The organism is Metabacillus litoralis, from assembly GCF_003667825.1.
Classification (GTDB): Bacteria; Bacillota; Bacilli; order Bacillales; family Bacillaceae; genus Metabacillus; species Metabacillus litoralis_B.
In genome coordinates, this window is record NZ_CP033043.1 from 4367293 (window position 1) to 4383779 (window position 16487).

A 16487-nucleotide genomic window follows, 5' to 3' on the forward strand; every position below is an offset into this window, starting at 1 on the left:
TTCCAGTTGAACGGTAAAGGAGGTTTCTATCATTTGAAAGGATGTCTCTTTATTCATGGTTTCACCGGAGCACCTTATGAGGTGGAACCACTTGCCAGCTATATCAAAAAACAAACTGATTGGATTGTAAAAGTTCCCACTCTCCCTGGACATGGAGTAACTCTTTCATTAAAAGGGCATACATATAAAGAATGGATTTCTCATGCTGAACAAGAACTTCTTTTATTAATGAAAGAGGTGGATGAGGTCTATGTTATTGGGTTTTCAATGGGAGGGGTTATTGCTTCGTATTTAGCTGCTAAATACGAAGTGAAAAAGTTGGTTCTATTAAGTGCTGCTGTTTATTATGTGAATCCTAAACAATTAGCAGTGGATGTAAAAAATATGATAAAAGATTTATTTGGTGGGAAAATTAATAATAATGAACTATTTAACCGGTATAAGAAAAAGATAGTCGAAACACCTTTATCGTCAACTATTGAATTTAGAAAGTTAGTGAAAGAAATAAAGCCCTACATTCAGAAATTAAACATGCCAGTATTAATTGTTCAAGGTGAATGTGATGGAATAGTTCCGGTTAAAAGTGCTTTTTATTTGTACAACACTATTCCCTCTAAACAAAAAGAACTACACTTACTCCCATGCTCTAAACACCATGTTTGTCATGGTGATGATTACGAGGATTTAAAGGAATATGTTGAACGCTTTTTAGGAAATCAACATGAGGAAAGTGCTATTTATAGTTAGCAAGCTGTTCTGACATTAAGTTGAAATAAGAAACCGGTAGTGGTATGATTACATTTAAAGTGTTTGCGGGCTTTAAATAAGGTAAACTGCTGCCCTTGTTGAAATAAGGGCATTTTTTGTTGGCAAATAATCAGAACGGTTTTACTATCTTCTAAGTGTGGGTAGTATAAGAAGAGCAGGCATATCCTTGCCGGTTTTTTAAACATCTGACTGTTTTTCATGATGACACAACAGTTGATAATCTACATTAAGCTTGGCTGATCCCCGAGCATATAGGATTCATTTAAACATCGTTTCATTATGAATACGATATAGATTACCTATAAGGTCTGTAAATATTTACAGCAAACGATATAGAAGGAGTATGAATACATTGACATTAACGTTTCAAGATTTAGGTTTAAGTACGTCATTGATGGAATCAATAAGTAAAATGGGATTTGAAGAACCATCACCAATTCAAGCACAAACGATCCCGTTAGGTTTGCAAAAGAAGGATGTTATTGGACAGGCGCAAACAGGTACTGGTAAAACAGCTGCATTTGGTATTCCGCTTATTGAAAAGATTGATGTGAAAAGTAACAACATTCAAGCTGTTGTTGTTGCTCCAACACGTGAACTTGCTATTCAGGTATCAGAAGAGCTTTACAAAATCGGTTATCACAAACGCTCTCGTGTTCTTCCGATTTATGGTGGTCAAGATATTAACAGACAAATTCGTTCATTAAAGAAAAATCCACATATTATCGTTGGAACACCTGGACGCTTATTAGACCATATTAATCGTAAAACTTTACGTTTAAGCGGCGTTCATACGATAGTATTAGATGAAGCAGATGAAATGTTAAACATGGGCTTCATTGAGGACATTGAATCCATTCTTTCTAATGTACCAGAGGATCGTCAAACATTACTTTTCTCAGCAACAATGCCGGATCCAATCCGTCGTATCGCAGAGAAATTTATGAAAGACCCTGAGCTTGTAAAAGTAAAAGCAAAAGAAATGACAGTTCCAAATATTACACAATATTACCTTGAAACACACGAAAGAAAGAAATTCGATGTTTTAACAAGATTACTTGATATTCAATCTCCTGAACTTGCGATTGTTTTTGGTCGTACAAAACGTCGTGTTGATGAATTATCTGAAGCATTAACGTTAAGAGGTTATACAGCTGAAGGTATTCATGGAGACTTAACACAGGCTAAACGTATGTCTACTCTACGTAAATTTAAAGAAGGTGCAATTGAAGTACTAGTTGCAACAGACGTTGCAGCGCGTGGACTAGATATTTCAGGTGTTACACATGTTTATAATTTTGATGTACCTCAAGATCCAGAAAGCTATGTTCACCGTATTGGACGTACAGGTCGTGCAGGTAAAACAGGTATGGCGATGACTTTCGTTACACCTAGAGAATTAGACATTGTTAAAAACATTGAGCGTACAACAAAACGCAAAATGGATCGTATGAAGCCACCTACTGTTGATGAGGCAATTGAAAGTCAACAACAAATGACAGTGGAAAAAATCCGCTCAATCATTGAAGGTGAAAACCTTTCTTTCTACAAGCGTACAGCAGAAGAGCTTCTTGAAGAGTTCGATGCACAAGATGTAGTAGCTGCTGCAATTAAATTTATGACTAAAGAGCCAACTGCTGTTGAGGTTAAACTAACAGAAGAAGCTCCGTTATACTCAAGATCTAAAAACAAAGGTGGCCGCTCTTCTAGCAATAGAAGAAAAGGTGATTACAATCGCGGCGGCGGCGGTGGTGGACAAAAGAATCGTTCATCATACGGTAACCGTGACCGTGACCGTGATCGTGGTGGTAAAAGTGGTCAAGGCGGTAATAATAAACGCCGTTACTCAAACTCAAAATAATATCGAAAAAGCCGACCTAAATAGGATCGGCTTTTTTGCATATTTAAAGCGAAATCGTTTCTTTCTTTTTAAGTGTTGACTTAAAAGAAAAATTTGTAACAACGCGAAGTACTCTTTCAACTGGTCCTTGCGATGATATCTTTAAATAAAACGTACTGGAAATTACTTGTAGACAAAAAATACAAAGAGCCAAAAGGATGCCGGTGAACAAGTTCGTATGACCGAACAGACCAAACCCATATCCGTAATAAATGGTTGTGCAAATAACAGTTTGCATTAAATAATTTGTAAGAGAAAGCTTCCCAACATTGGCGAATGCATTCTGAAATTTATTTCCTTTTAAAAAATGAAATAGGAAGGCGAATAAAAAGATATAACCAAGAGACAGCAGGTTAGCGCCTAGCATGCCAAGGACCCCAGACCAGTTAAAGTCAGGCAAGAAAATGTTAAAACTTTTTAATAATAAGCCAACAGGAACAAGGATCATACCAAGGAGATATTGCCTTTTTTCGAGTGCTGGCTGTGTAAAGAGACCCATTTTTGCACTGTATATACCAAATAAAAAAAGCGGTGCAGACATAAATGGAATAAAAGCCAAAATGAATATGAGCAAGCCTGGTGAAACATCCATTGGTAATTCATTGTTTCGATGATCCATAATTTCTGTGTATGAGCCCGAACTGTAGGTTTGGATTGTATCTGAAACATACTCTTCCATTTGAGCTTGTTCTTGTTTTGTTTCTTCTAGTTGTCCATAACCAATTAGTGGTGTTAAGCACAATAAGATGATTGCCCAAATAAAGATGGTTTTCATACGACGATTTAAAAAGAGTAATAAGAAAAACCCCATCATACCATAAAAAGTTAAAATATCGCCTTCCCACAAAAAGGTACTGTGTAAAATGCCAAGCAACAGGAGCATAAGAAATCTCCTTACAAAATATCGTTTGAATTTAAGATGGTGAGCCTCAAGTTTTTCCTTCATTTTAACCATGGAATACCCAAATAAAAAGGTGAAGATCGGCATAAAGCTCCCCTCTATAAAAATTTTTATAAACTGATAAGCAACAGTATTTGAGTTCGAAAGATTATATAAATGTATTTCATCCTTGCCCCACATTCCAAATTGAAAAATTAAAATATTAGGAAGTAAGATGCCAAAAAGACTAGCTCCTCTCAAGGCATCGATAAATGTTATTCTAGTTATGCTCTCCTTCATGATTTTTCTCCTTTTCATTTGTTTATTTATGTCAATTCACTATAATTCTTTTTTCTTAATTTAAAGAAACCTAGAGATTAACAATAACTTAATTGTTCAAAAAGGAAATTAATGTTTTGGTAATGTTTGTATGATACGATCGGGTTGAGGTGAGATTGAATGCAAGAAGCGAATATTTTATTGGTAGATGACGAAACATCCATTGTGAAGATGGTTGAAATGGTCCTGAATAAAGAAGGGTTTATAAATATTTTTAAAGCATATACAGCCAGAGAAGCGCTGGAAATTGTTCAGCAGCAAGATATTGATTATATCGTTCTAGATGTTATGCTTCCGGACTTATCGGGCTTTGATTTATGTCCAAAAATAAGAGATATTTCTAATGCCTATATTTTATTTCTAACTGCAAAAGTGTCTGATTTAGATGTGTTAACAGGTTTTGCAATTGGTGGAGATGATTATGTGACGAAGCCATTTAATCCACTTGAAATTGCAGCAAGAATAAAAGCAACATTGAAAAGAAGAACTTTATCTGAAAGGACCTCGTTTAATGATCAAGTGAAGTCAGGTAATAGCTATGATTATAAAGGCTTTGTAGTGGATGTAGATGCAGGGGAGTTACTTGTAAAGGGAAAGGTTGTCCCGTGTCCTGCACAGGCTTTTTTACTATTAATCTATTTCTGTCAAAATCCTAATATTGTCATTTCTAAGCAACAATTACTTGAAACAGTTTGGGGTTATGACCGATTTGTTGACGACAATACAGTTACTGTCCATATTCATAAGCTAAGAGAGCGAATTGAAGAAGATCCAAGTAATCCTAAATATTTAAAAACTGTTCGTGGATTAGGCTATAAGCTTGTGAAGGAGAAAGATGTGTGAGAGTTGTAAAGCGAAGGCTGACCTTTCACTTTCTACTACAATATATAGGGATTACCTTATTAATCAGCACCATTTTCGTGGCACTATTAATCTTATTAATCTGGTTTATTTCCACAGAAGATTTGAAAAGGAGCTTCCCGACAGGTGCATTAGAATCAATTTCTACTGAAACTTCAATCACTGATGGCAAAGCAAGCATTAGTGAAGGGTGGGAAGAACAGCTGCAAAAAAAAGATATGTGGTTTCAAATTGTTGATGAAAATGGAAAAGAAATTGCATCCAGTAATAAACCACCAGATATAAAAGATTCCTATACATTAAGTGAAATATTAAAAATAGAAGAAGACCAGCGTTTTAAAGGTTACTCCGTTTACACTGAATTAGATACGATTAGCTATAACGAGCCTTATTATTATTTATTAGGTTTTAGGGACATGACATATGAACAGTTACAGAAACTTATTGAAAAATATAGTCAAAATGGAGAAGTGGATAAAAGCAAGGCAAGCTTATTAGAGAAGGAAATGGGTAAATCCAATACTCTTCACTTAGTGAATGAGCAAGGAAAAGTAGTTCAATCTTTTGGGAAAGACCTTGACATTGAATACTATAAACCAATTGAAATTCTCACAAGAGAAACGGCCCCAGGTTTATATAAAACAAGGGTAACAGTTATCCATGATCAGAAGACAAATCGAACTTGGGTTCTTCACTCCAAAAATAATATGAAAGAAGCTTATGCTGAGCAATCATTTTATCGTGACATCTTAATTGCATTTACTATAGTTGGGATCATTATTCTGTTAATTACGATTAGTATTGCTGTATGGCACGGGTTTAGATACGGTCGTCCAATCATCATTTTTACTAGTTGGCTAGAACGAATGGAACATGGTCAATATCAGGAAGTTCTTACTGAGGATGAAAGGAAAAGAATTTTTCGTAAAAATGGAAAAGTCAAAGTACGTTATCGCCTTTATCAGGAAGTTTTTCAAGCCTTCTACAATATGGCGGAAACACTAAGTTCAACAGAAAAAGAAAGAAAACGACTGGATCAAACAAGGGAAGAGTGGATGACAGGGATTTCTCATGATTTAAGAACACCTTTAGCATCTGTTCAAGGATATGGTCATTTACTTGAAAGCGATAAATATGATTGGTCCAATGAAGAAATAAAAGATATGGGCAAGGTCATCAGAGAAAAAGGGGAATATATGCTTGGGCTTGTGGAGGACTTTTCATTAGCCTTTCAATTAAAAAACAATTCTCTATATTATTTAAAGGAAAGAATATTACTTAATGACTTCCTTAAGGATGTTGTACAGAAATATAAGAATGATCGAATGCTTGGAAATGTGAGCATTTCTTTTGTTGAAGAGGCTAAAAACATAGAACTTGAGATTTCAAGGAAATGGTTTGAGCGTATATTTGATAATTTAATTATGAATGCAATAAAACATAACCCTCCTGATACAGCTATTTTTGTGACACTCAAAAAGGCAATTGAACCACAATTTGTAGAAATAACAGTTGAAGATCAGGGTGTTGGTATGAACGAAGAGATGCAAGAAAATCTTTTTGACCGATACTTTAGAGGAACTAACACAGAGGAAAAAGTTGATGGAGCAGGACTAGGGATGAGTATCGCAAAAGAAATCGTCAAATTGCACCATGGTGAGATTCATGTAACCTCGGCAGTTGGGAAAGGAACGGTTATTAAGCTTAGATTTCCTGTTCAGGCTAAGCATGTTGAGCAGGATGAGTAGTATATTGTTTCGTTTGGGGGGAATTGGGATGGTATGGTTTGGATGAACGACATATGCGGTAAGTGGGGAGAGAGTAGTGTCGTTCATGAGAGGGATGAACGACAAAAGAGGTAAGGAAAGAGCGGGTAGTGTCGTTCATGAACCGAATGAAGACCACCCGCCGCAAGAAATCACGCCCCACCGGTCTTCATAAGCCAAATGAAGACCACCCCCCGCAAGAAATCGTACTCCACCGGTCTTCATAAGCCAAATGAAGACCACCCCCCGCAAGAAATCGCACTCCACCGGTCTTCATAAGCGGAATGAAGACCACCCCCCGCAAGAAATCGCACTCCACCGGTCTTCATAAGTCGAATGAAGACCACCCCCCGCAAGAAATCGCGCCTCACCGGTCTTCATAAGCGGAATGAAGACCACCCCCCAGTCAAGGAATCGCACTCCACCGGTCTTCATAAGTCAAATGAAGACCACCCCCCGCAAGAAATCGCGCGCCACCGGTCATCATAGCCCGAATGAAGACCACCCCCCGCAAAGAATCGTGCGCCACCGGTCATCATAGCCCGAATGAAGACCACCCCCCGCAAAGAATCGCGCGCCACCGGTCATCATAGCCCGAATGAAGACCACCCCCTGCAAGAAATCGCGCGCCACCGGTCTTCATAACCCGAATGAAGTCCACCTCCCACCAAAACCCCAGTTAGAATAGAAGTTTCTACACAAATAAAAACCGTCCCCACAGCCAACTCCCCTACTCAAAATATCTACTTAGGGCAAGCTATACCTACACACTATTCCTTAAGAGGTGACAAACATGACAATTGTACGGTTAGGGTATGTGGCAATGAGTATGAACTTACAAAACTGCTCACCCTCTCAAACCATGACTTTTACACAGTTTCAAAAAATTAAGGACAGGGAAGCTGCGATAGAGAAGTTAGAAAAGATAGCTCAATCAAATATTCAAAACTGTTTAAGGTTGCTAAAGCATAATGTGGCACACGATATTCATTTTTTTCGTTTTAGCTCAAAGTTGATTCCTTTGGCTAATCATGAAGAACTTCGAGATTGGAAATACATGAGCAATTTAGATGAATCCTTAGCTGAAATAGGGGAGTATCTTAAAAAACATCCTATGCGTGTTGGCTTTCATCCCGATCATTTTGTTGTATTGAATTCTACTCAAAAAGAAATTATGAAAATGTCTTTAAAGACTTTACATATGCATGAGATGCTATTAAAAGGAATGGGGATAGATCCTGAGCATCGATGTGTGATTCATATTGGTGGAGCATATGATGACAAGTTAAAATCACTCGAGCAATTTATTCATAATTGGGGTTTGATTCCACTATCATTACAAAGAATGCTTATCTTTGAAAATGATGATACTACCTTTGACTTAAGTGATGCTCTTTATTTATGTGAAAAGCTTGGTGTTCCACAGGTGTTTGACTACCACCATCATTTAGCTTTCCATGAGGATCCTGATTGGGAACAGCATTGGGACCGTATTGTTGGAACTTGGAAGGAATCTACCCTTCCTATAAAAATGCATATCTCAAGCCCTAAAAATGAGAAGGACTTTCGAGCACATGCAGATTATATTGATCCAAACATGTTCCTAACGTTTTTACACACTGTAAAAGGAAGCATTGATCAAATTGATTGCATGATTGAAGCAAAGCAAAAGGATAATGCCCTTTTTCAGTTAGTGTCCGATTTGAAGTCTCATTCAGAAATTGAATGGATTGATCAATCATCCTTTAAGATAAAATAAAGGAATTATTTACATGGTGGTAACAAATAGAAAGATCCCATTATGCTATAATAAATGGGATTATTTTCATTTAGAAAATACTAGAGAACAAGTGTTGGAACGGCCTGCTTTCCACAAGCAAGTACGTAATTTTCATTATAATTTTTAAAAAGGGAGAGAGAGGGTTGAGAGAACAGCCGAAAAATCAAATTAGTAAAAAGGCATTAACAGCTTGGAAGATGGGTGCTTTAATTAGTGCAGGTTTTTGGTTACTCATTGTAGTCGCCATTGGAGTAGGTATTTATTTTCTGGAATTATCGTATTGGTTCCTAGGATTAGCTGCAGCTGTTTGGGTGGTTTATACAATCATCAGTGTTTTGGTCATCCCGAGGGTAAGGCACCGTGTTTGGAGATATGAGGTTCATGAACATGAAATTGATTTGCAGTTTGGACTTTTTGTAATAAAAAGAGTATTAATCCCGATGGTGAGGGTTCAGCATGTTGATACTCACCAAGGTCCTTTGTTACGGAGATATAAATTAGCTTCAATCGAAATTTCTACCGCTGCAACTAAGCATGAGATACCAGCATTAGATTTAGAAGAAGCAGATCTTATGCGGGATCATATCTCAAAGTTGGCGAGGGTGACAGACGATGATGTTTGAGCCTAAAAGAATTCACCCAGTAGGGATGATTTTAAGCTTTGCAAGAATGATAAAGTCATATATAATTCCTGCAATTGTTTTCTTCTTTGTTGGTAGTAATGATCGGTTTGATCTTTATTTTATCATTGGTGGATGCTGTTTAGCCCTTCTTATTGTTGTAACAAGTATATTGGAGTGGTGGAAGTTTACATATTGGTTTGAAGATGGTGAATTGAGAATCAAGCACGGAATTTTTGTGACAAAGAAAAGGTACATTCCGATTGAACGAATTCAAACGATTAATATTAGTGCGGGGATTGTTCAACAACTGTTCCGACTTGTAAAGGTCCAGGTTGAAACTGCTGGAACTGGAATAGAAGCTGAAGCTGTTTTATCTGCCATAAAAAAACAAGATGCCGACCGAATTCAAGAAGTGTTAGCGGAGTATAAGCAGGAAATAAAAAAACCTTCTCTAATAGAAGAAGATCAAACAATTCCACAAGAGCAGACTGTTTATAAAATGAAAATGAAAGATCTTTTAGTTGCTGCATCTACGTCGAGTGGAATAGGAGTAATTATTTCAGCAGTTGCTGCTTTTGTATCGCAATTCGATGAATTGATCTCGTTTGAGGAAATTTTTGAGCGATTTGAATTTCTTACACATGCAAGTATTACTTTGTATGCCATTTTAGTATTTATTGGTTTTTTTATTGCTTGGATCTTAAGTATTATTGGTGTGTTATTAAAATATGCGTACTTTACAGTTGTTAAAGAGGAAGATGAAATTAGGATTTCCAGAGGGATCTTTGAAAAAAGCCAAGTATCCATTCCGTTAAAACGAATTCAAGCAATTAAAATTGTGCAAAACCCGCTAAGGCAACTGCTTGGCTATAAAACCGTTTATATAGAAAGTGCAGGAGGTAGTGCAGTTGATGAGGGCACTTCCACAATTCTATTTCCGGTTGTCTCTAAGCACGAAGTTTCAATGTTAATGGAACAGTTTGTACCATTATTTAAACAAAATAGCCGGTTGCACCGTTTACCTATAAGATCAAAGAAAAGGTATATGATAAGGAAAGTGCTACCTGCAATTGCATTAATACTTCCGCTTATTTATTTTTTTCAACCATGGGGATATACTTCACTTATTCTCATTCCAATTTGTTTAGTGTGGGGGTACTATTCATATAAAGATGCAGGCTGGAATATAGAAGGTGATCAGATGCAGTTAGCATTTCGAAGGGTGTCTAAAACAGATATTCTAGTTTATCGAAATCGTCTGCAGTCTGTGAAAACGAAAACCTCCTATTTCCAAAAGAAATATTCACTCCAAACATTTGAGTGTACGATAAAAACCGGACTGGTTGGAAACAGCTTTCCCGTCAAAGATATGGATGATCGGGATACGGACAAAATCATTTCTTGGTATTCTTATGAAACAGGAAAATAAACAGACACAGCCATATAGCGGCTGTGTCTGTTTTTTACGCTAATCTAAAATCTAAAAAACAATCCAATTAAAATTAGGATGCCGAAAATAATCCAAAAGAGTGTTCTGAGGTTTAAAGAAAAAACATTTGTCTTCCGAGCTGTGTTAGGTGTGTGAAAAGATTGATAAGAATAATGTCTTGGTTTTTTTATTAAAATAGGTGAAAGTAAAAACCCGCCTATCATCCCAAAAATGTGCGCGACAACATTTATATTTGTATTGATAAAAGTCATAATAAGACCGATGACTAAAATACTAATAATAATTTGAGTGTTTGCTTGATCAATGATTCCTTTTCTGAAATACACCATAAATAAGTAAGCTCCAAATAAACCGAAAATAGCACCAGAAGCCCCGATATGAGAATATTGAAGGGGCTCAATGATATAGGTCGCAACACTTGCAATAACTCCGGCACCTACATATAAAAGAATAAACTTGGCTTTCCCAATCATCTTCTCAAGGGCAGGTGCAAATAAAATAAGTGAGATTGTATTAAAAAACAAATGGCCAAATCCAATATGAAGAAAGATTGGTGTAATTAGTCGCCAATACTCTCCATTTGCAATTCCCGCGTTAAAGCCATCTAATAATCCCAATAATATTTGTAACTGAGGAATTGGCACCTGAAAGAGAACCCAAAATAAGATGTGAATGCCAACAATAATGGAAACAATAGGATATAATTGTAAAAAGGTGCGGAAATTCTCTGTTCTAGTAAACATAAATGTCCTCCTTTGGATCATTTCTGATATGTTGTTTTAATCATTAGTGTTCAAGTATGCTTTTATACTAACACGAATATGTACGAGTTCTAGGAAATAGTACTATTAAGGCTTGGAAGGTGTTGTTATACATATGATTACAGGAATTGGTTTAGATATCATTGAATTGGATCGCATTAGAAGAATTGTTGATCGTCAGCCAGGTTTTATTAAGCGAATATTAACAATGAAAGAAATTGAGAAGTTTGCTACTTTATCTAGGGAAAGAAAAGTAGAGTTTTTAGCTGGACGTTTTGCTGTAAAGGAAGCATATTCAAAAGCGTTAGGGACGGGAATTGGGGAAGAGATTGGATTTCAAGACATTGAAATAACAAATGATGATAAAGGAAAGCCGAGTATTGAAATTCTAAAGGATACAGCCCGGGATTCTGTTGTTCATGTATCAATTACACATTCAAGACAATATGCTGCTGCTCAAGTAATAATAGAAGGTAAATAAAAGACCCTATGCTTTTTGAATAATTTTATAGCTAGTCTGCATATTCGGAAAGTTTGTCTCATATATTTGGTAATGCGATAGGGAAGACAAGTTGTTTTTAAGAATCCATCTTTCAGCGTTCTCGGATTTAACGGAGTCTAGTAGTTGAATGAGATGAGATCTAGCAAAACATTTCTTCCTTTTTAACGTTATATGAGGCAAAGGGGTTGAAAAAGTTGAAAAAAAGCTTTGTGTTATTATTAGTAGGGCTTTTAACAGTACTTGTTCTAGCGGGATGTGGTGAAAAATCACAGGCAGATGTAGTTCAGGCGTTAGAAAAGAAGATTGATGAAATGTCAGGGTATAAGGCAAAAGGAAAGATGACACTTCAAACAGGTAGTGATCCACAGGAATATGAAATTGAAATTTGGCATAAAAATCCTTCTTACTACCGAGTAAATCTTAAGAATTCGCAGAAAGAACAAAGTCAAATGATCTTGCGTAATGACGAAGGGGTATTTGTATTAACTCCAGCACTAAATAAAAGCTTCCGTTTCCAAAGTGACTGGCCACAAAATAGCAGTCAGGCATATTTATATGAATCTTTAGTAAGTGATATTTTGAAAGATGCTGAAGCGAAGTTTTCTGCTGCTGAAGATAAGTATGTTTTTGAAACGAAAACAAATTATCAAAACAATAAAATGCTACCTGCACAAGAAATTACATTTAACAAGAAAGATTTAACTCCAACAATGGTCAAGGTGATGGATACAGACCGAAATCCACTTGTTGTTGTAGAATTCTCAAGCTTTGAATTTAATGCATCTTTTGATGAAAATTCATTTGATGTAGAGAAAAATATGTCAAGTGCTCAAATTGAAGTTCCAACAATGGCTACTGGTGACCGCGAACCATTCGCTGTTAAGTATCCTTTAGAACAACCAAACGGTGTGAAACTACTTGAGGAATCAGAAGTTGAAACTGAAAGTGGTAAACGTGTTATTTTATCATTCGGTGGAGAAAAGTCATTTACGCTTATTCAAGAAACAGCTGAAATTGCAACACCTGCATCTGCTTCTACATCAACATACGTAGATGGTTATCCGGCGGATTTAGGCTTCACAATTGGTGCTATGTCAGAATCTACATTAACATGGTCACATGATGGAGTAGATTATATGTTAGCATCTGAAGATTTAACAGAAGATGAGATGTTAATGGTTGCTAAATCTGTACAAGGGCAAACAGCCAAATAATCCTTTTCGGGTGGGGAATCCACCCGATTTTTTTATCATTCTCCACATTGTGAAACTTGCCCAACTTAGGCAAGATTTTTATATGTTCCAGGAGTTACTCCTAATTTCCAAGGTTAATTTACCCCTTTTTCATATTTTTACTCCTATTAATTTGACAATTCTGTCCTTTAGTCGAGATAATCACAATATAAAAGTAAAATAATTGGATAACTGTACAAACTTAATATGTTTGCTTAACAGTCAATATAGGTAAGGAAGTGGAGTAATGCAACCGGGTTTTTTTCGTGATACATGGGTTGAAGTAAATCTAGATGCAATTGAACATAATGTTCGTTTAATGAAACAATATATAGGTGAAGAGGTTCATTTAATTGCGGTAGTAAAGGCAAATGCTTATGGTCATGGGGCTAAGCAAGTAGCAGAGACTGCATTAAAATCTGGTGCAACCATGCTTGCAGTTGCTTTTTTAGATGAGGCAATATCATTACGCAATCAAGGTATACAAGCACCAATTTTAGTGATGGGAGCCATTAGAGCCTCAGATGTTGACATTGTTGAAAAACATAAACTAACAGTGACTGTATTTTCGTTAACTTGGCTAAAAGAAGCAGAAGGCTGTATTCAAGATTTCATTGATCTTCATATAAAAGTAGATACAGGTATGGGGCGTCTTGGCGTTCAGGATGAAAATGAACTCATAGACATTTTTAATTTTGCGGAAGAATCAAATCGTTTTCATGTTAAAGGCATTTATACACATTTCGCAACAGCAGATGAAAATGACTCATCTTATTTTCTAACACAATATGATAAATTTGAAAAAATGATTTCAACCGTACCGAATCATCGTCTGTTCGTTCATTGTGCAAACAGTGCTACAGGATTAAAATTTCCATCAAAGGTATATAATGCGGTCAGATTTGGGATATCTATGTATGGGTTATCTCCTTCACCGGAGATGAAAAGTGAACTTCCATTTTCCCTACAAGAGGCATTTTCTCTACAAACAAAATTAGTTCACGTAAAGAAAGTTACAAAAGGGACGAAAATCAGTTATGGAGCAACATATGAAGCTAAAGAAGATGAATGGATTGGAACTTTACCAATTGGTTATGCTGATGGATGGATAAGAAAGTTAAAAGATGCAGAAGTAATTATTCAAAATAAGCGTGTACCTTTGGTAGGTCGGATCTGCATGGATCAATGTATGGTCAAGCTTCCATATGAAATACCTGTAGGAACAAACGTTACGCTAATTGGTAAGCAGGATCATGAGAACATCACGATTGATGAGATAGCAAAGCGTCTGGATACAATAAATTATGAGGTGCCATGTACAATTACTTCACGTGTTCCCCGTATGTATATAAAAGATGAGTGTATAATTGAAGTGAGTAATCCTCTTTTATGAAATATGCCCAACGAATAGAAACTTTTCAAATGTCATCAAAAAAATGAATAATAATCCTTTACATGACCATAATAGAGAAGGGTAAATTTTCAGTTTGGTGTCTCTGTTAAAGAGCAGCCCACAGATGAATTGAAGACAAAGAGCGTCTTCCATTCATTTGCGTCTTATGCTAGTCGGGGCTTTAGCAAGGTGCTTGCGCTTTTCTTAAATAAAATTGTGATAAAAGAGTAAAACAGTCATATAGTCATTAGAGTGACCCTTCAATATCGAAAAGTTGTATGTATTTATGCCTAAAAGGCTTTACAAATGCCGCTTTCTAGTGAAAATACTTTGCATCTTTGAAAGTAAATGTTATTATTAAATTTGGAATGAATATAATAGGATGGTAAGTTTGGTGGAGGTGTATGTTTGTGTCTGAATCCAGCGCAACAACAGAAATTTTAATTCAGTTACCTCAAGCATTAGTATCAGAATTGGATGTATTGGTAAAACAAGAGAACGGGAACAGAAACGAGCTTATTTATCAAGCGACAAAAATGTATATTCGTGAGCGTAAAAAGCGCCAAATTCGTGAGTCTATGAGACGTGGTTACATGGAAATGGCAAAAATCAATTTGAATATTGCATCTGAAGCATTTTTGGCAGAATCTGAGGCTGACCATACCGTTGAACGCTTAGTCAGCGGGGGTTAATCATTTGATTGTTAAACGAGGCGACGTTTATTTTGCCGATCTTTCTCCAGTTGTAGGTTCAGAGCAAGGTGGCGTACGTCCTGTATTAATTATTCAAAACGATATTGGGAACCGCTTTAGTCCTACAGTTATTATAGCGGCAATTACGGCCCAAATTCAAAAAGCAAAATTGCCAACTCATGTTGAGATTGATGCTAAGCGTTACGGGTTTGAAAGGGATTCGGTTATCCTGCTTGAACAGATTCGAACGATTGATAAACAAAGGCTTACTGATAAAATTACCCATCTTGATGATGAGATGATGGATAAAGTTGATGAAGCCTTACAAATAAGCTTAGGACTTATCGATTTTTAAATATCCTTATACAATAGAATATATGTTTTAAAAACTAAAAAGGTTGCCCGAAAAGCATCCTTTTTTATTTTTTTGACTTTGTAAGTACGATGACGGATGACAGATGACCTTTGTTTGAACAGGTGATTCTTTTTAAAATAACAATTGTTTTAACAGAGTCTCTATTTTTGTTTTGAAAGGTTCTTTTGTATATGGTTTTATCGTATCTATGTATACATGGTTGTCTTACTAAAGGTAAATCAAGGTAGCGCTTAAAAGAGTATTCTGTGTATTTCTTTTTTTTGTCCAAAGAAATCTGTATAATTAAAACGATGATATTGACCGTGAATTTTAAGGAGGAGTAACAGAACGATGAGTCAAGATTCTAATCCATTTTTGACATTTATTCAAACAAATAGAGAAGAACTGATTATAAAATGGGAAGAAAAAATGAAGAACGTAGATGACCAGAAGGTATCAAACGTTATTTCTGATCAAGTATATACAAATATTTGCAATGAATATATTAATATACTATTACATTATTTTAGAAATCCAGATGATGAGATTAATAGTAAGCTATCAGATTTTTCACAGAAAGTTGTTCAATTAGGATGGTCTCTTCGTTTTATTTCAACAAGTTTACAAGAAATGAGTAAGCTTTTATTTGAGTTGATGACAGTTGAGAACACTGATGAGGAGAAAATGGCGTTAGTCTGGGCATTTGATAAGTGGATTGCTCCAATTAACAGTGAAGTTCTTTATCAATATGCATCTTCATGGGAGCGTACTGTTTCTCTTCAAAAGATAGCTTTACAAGAATTATCTGCCCCACTTATACCGGTTTTTGATAATATTACCGTTATGCCTTTAGTAGGAACAATTGATACTGAGAGAGCAAAACGAATTATGGAGAACTTGCTGCAAGGTGTTGTAAAGCATCGCGCTGAGGTTGTTTTAATTGATATTACGGGAGTTCCAGTTGTTGATACAATGGTAGCTCACCATATTATTCAGGCATCTGAAGCAGTAAGATTAGTTGGCGCAAAATGTTTATTGGTTGGGATAAGACCAGAAATTGCTCAAACAATTGTCAACCTGGGAATTGATTTAAGTCAGGTTATTACAAAGAATAGTCTTCAAAAAGGAATAGAATCTGCATTGGAAATGACTAATCGTCAAATCGTATCCTTGGAGGAATAACTA

14 protein-coding genes and 1 pseudogene are annotated in these 16487 nt (G+C 36.0%); 13 read left to right on the plus strand and 2 right to left on the minus strand.

Going from position 1 to position 16487, the window contains the following annotated elements:
* Nucleotides 1–33: 33 nt before the first annotated feature.
* Nucleotides 34–747 (plus strand): alpha/beta hydrolase, encoded by a 714-nt coding sequence (locus D9842_RS21405; protein ID WP_121664231.1) that lies wholly within the window; start codon nt 34–36, stop codon nt 745–747.
* A gap of 373 nt (nt 748–1120) precedes the next feature.
* Entirely contained in the window at nt 1121–2629 is a 1509-nt protein-coding gene (locus D9842_RS21410; protein WP_121664232.1) for a degradosome RNA helicase CshA, read from the plus strand.
* Nucleotides 2630–2672: 43 nt separating this feature from the next.
* Here the strand turns inward: D9842_RS21410 and D9842_RS21415 are convergent, their stop codons facing one another.
* The gene (locus D9842_RS21415; protein WP_121664233.1) at nt 2673–3848 is read right to left on the minus strand and encodes a DUF418 domain-containing protein; all 1176 of its coding nucleotides are present in this window, start codon (nt 3846–3848) and stop codon (nt 2673–2675) included.
* A 159-nt stretch (nt 3849–4007) separates the two neighbouring features.
* Here D9842_RS21415 and D9842_RS21420 point away from each other — a divergent pair, with 159 nt between their 5' ends.
* From D9842_RS21420 to D9842_RS21440, 5 genes are all read left to right on the plus strand, one after another.
* Nucleotides 4008–4730, plus strand: coding sequence for a response regulator transcription factor (locus D9842_RS21420; RefSeq protein ID WP_121664234.1), 723 nt, complete (start codon nt 4008–4010; stop codon nt 4728–4730).
* A complete protein-coding gene (locus D9842_RS21425; RefSeq protein WP_121664235.1) occupies nt 4727–6496 on the plus strand; it encodes a sensor histidine kinase in 1770 nt (589 codons plus the stop codon). The genes D9842_RS21420 and D9842_RS21425 overlap by 4 nt, the downstream gene beginning before the upstream one ends.
* A gap of 811 nt (nt 6497–7307) precedes the next feature.
* Nucleotides 7308–8273 (plus strand): UV DNA damage repair endonuclease UvsE, encoded by a 966-nt coding sequence (uvsE, locus tag D9842_RS21430; protein WP_121664236.1) that lies wholly within the window; start codon nt 7308–7310, stop codon nt 8271–8273.
* A 164-nt stretch (nt 8274–8437) separates the two neighbouring features.
* Nucleotides 8438–8917 (plus strand): PH domain-containing protein, encoded by a 480-nt coding sequence (locus D9842_RS21435; RefSeq protein WP_121664237.1) that lies wholly within the window; start codon nt 8438–8440, stop codon nt 8915–8917.
* Entirely contained in the window at nt 8907–10346 is a 1440-nt protein-coding gene (locus D9842_RS21440; protein ID WP_121664238.1) for a PH domain-containing protein, read from the plus strand. Before D9842_RS21435 ends, D9842_RS21440 begins: the two co-directional genes overlap by 11 nt.
* A 170-nt stretch (nt 10347–10516) precedes the next feature.
* Here the strand turns inward: D9842_RS21440 and D9842_RS21445 are convergent.
* Nucleotides 10517–11110, minus strand: a pseudogene (locus D9842_RS21445) (rhomboid family intramembrane serine protease); the annotation flags it as partial.
* A gap of 133 nt (nt 11111–11243) precedes the next feature.
* On the opposite strand from D9842_RS21445, the gene acpS reads away from it, so the two are divergent.
* The 6 genes from acpS (at nt 11244) to D9842_RS21475 (ending at nt 16484) form a co-directional block, all read left to right on the plus strand.
* Entirely contained in the window at nt 11244–11609 is a 366-nt protein-coding gene (gene acpS, locus D9842_RS21450; RefSeq protein ID WP_121664240.1) for a holo-ACP synthase, read from the plus strand.
* A gap of 215 nt (nt 11610–11824) precedes the next feature.
* The gene (locus tag D9842_RS21455; protein WP_121664241.1) at nt 11825–12844 is read left to right on the plus strand and encodes a LolA family protein; all 1020 of its coding nucleotides are present in this window, start codon (nt 11825–11827) and stop codon (nt 12842–12844) included.
* A 265-nt stretch (nt 12845–13109) separates the two neighbouring features.
* The gene (gene alr / locus D9842_RS21460) at nt 13110–14255 is read left to right on the plus strand and encodes an alanine racemase (protein ID WP_121664242.1); all 1146 of its coding nucleotides are present in this window, start codon (nt 13110–13112) and stop codon (nt 14253–14255) included.
* 410 nt (nt 14256–14665) lie between these two features.
* On the plus strand, nt 14666–14947 hold the full coding sequence (locus D9842_RS21465) for a CopG family ribbon-helix-helix protein (protein ID WP_098797598.1): 282 nt from the start codon (nt 14666–14668) through the stop codon (nt 14945–14947).
* Nucleotides 14948–14951: 4 nt separating this feature from the next.
* Entirely contained in the window at nt 14952–15302 is a 351-nt protein-coding gene (gene ndoA / locus D9842_RS21470; protein WP_026562078.1) for a type II toxin-antitoxin system endoribonuclease NdoA, read from the plus strand.
* Between the two features lie 351 nt (nt 15303–15653).
* Nucleotides 15654–16484, plus strand: a complete 831-nt coding sequence (locus D9842_RS21475) for an STAS domain-containing protein (RefSeq protein WP_121664243.1) — start codon at nt 15654–15656, stop codon at nt 16482–16484.
* The last annotated feature ends 3 nt before the right edge of the window (nt 16485–16487 follow it).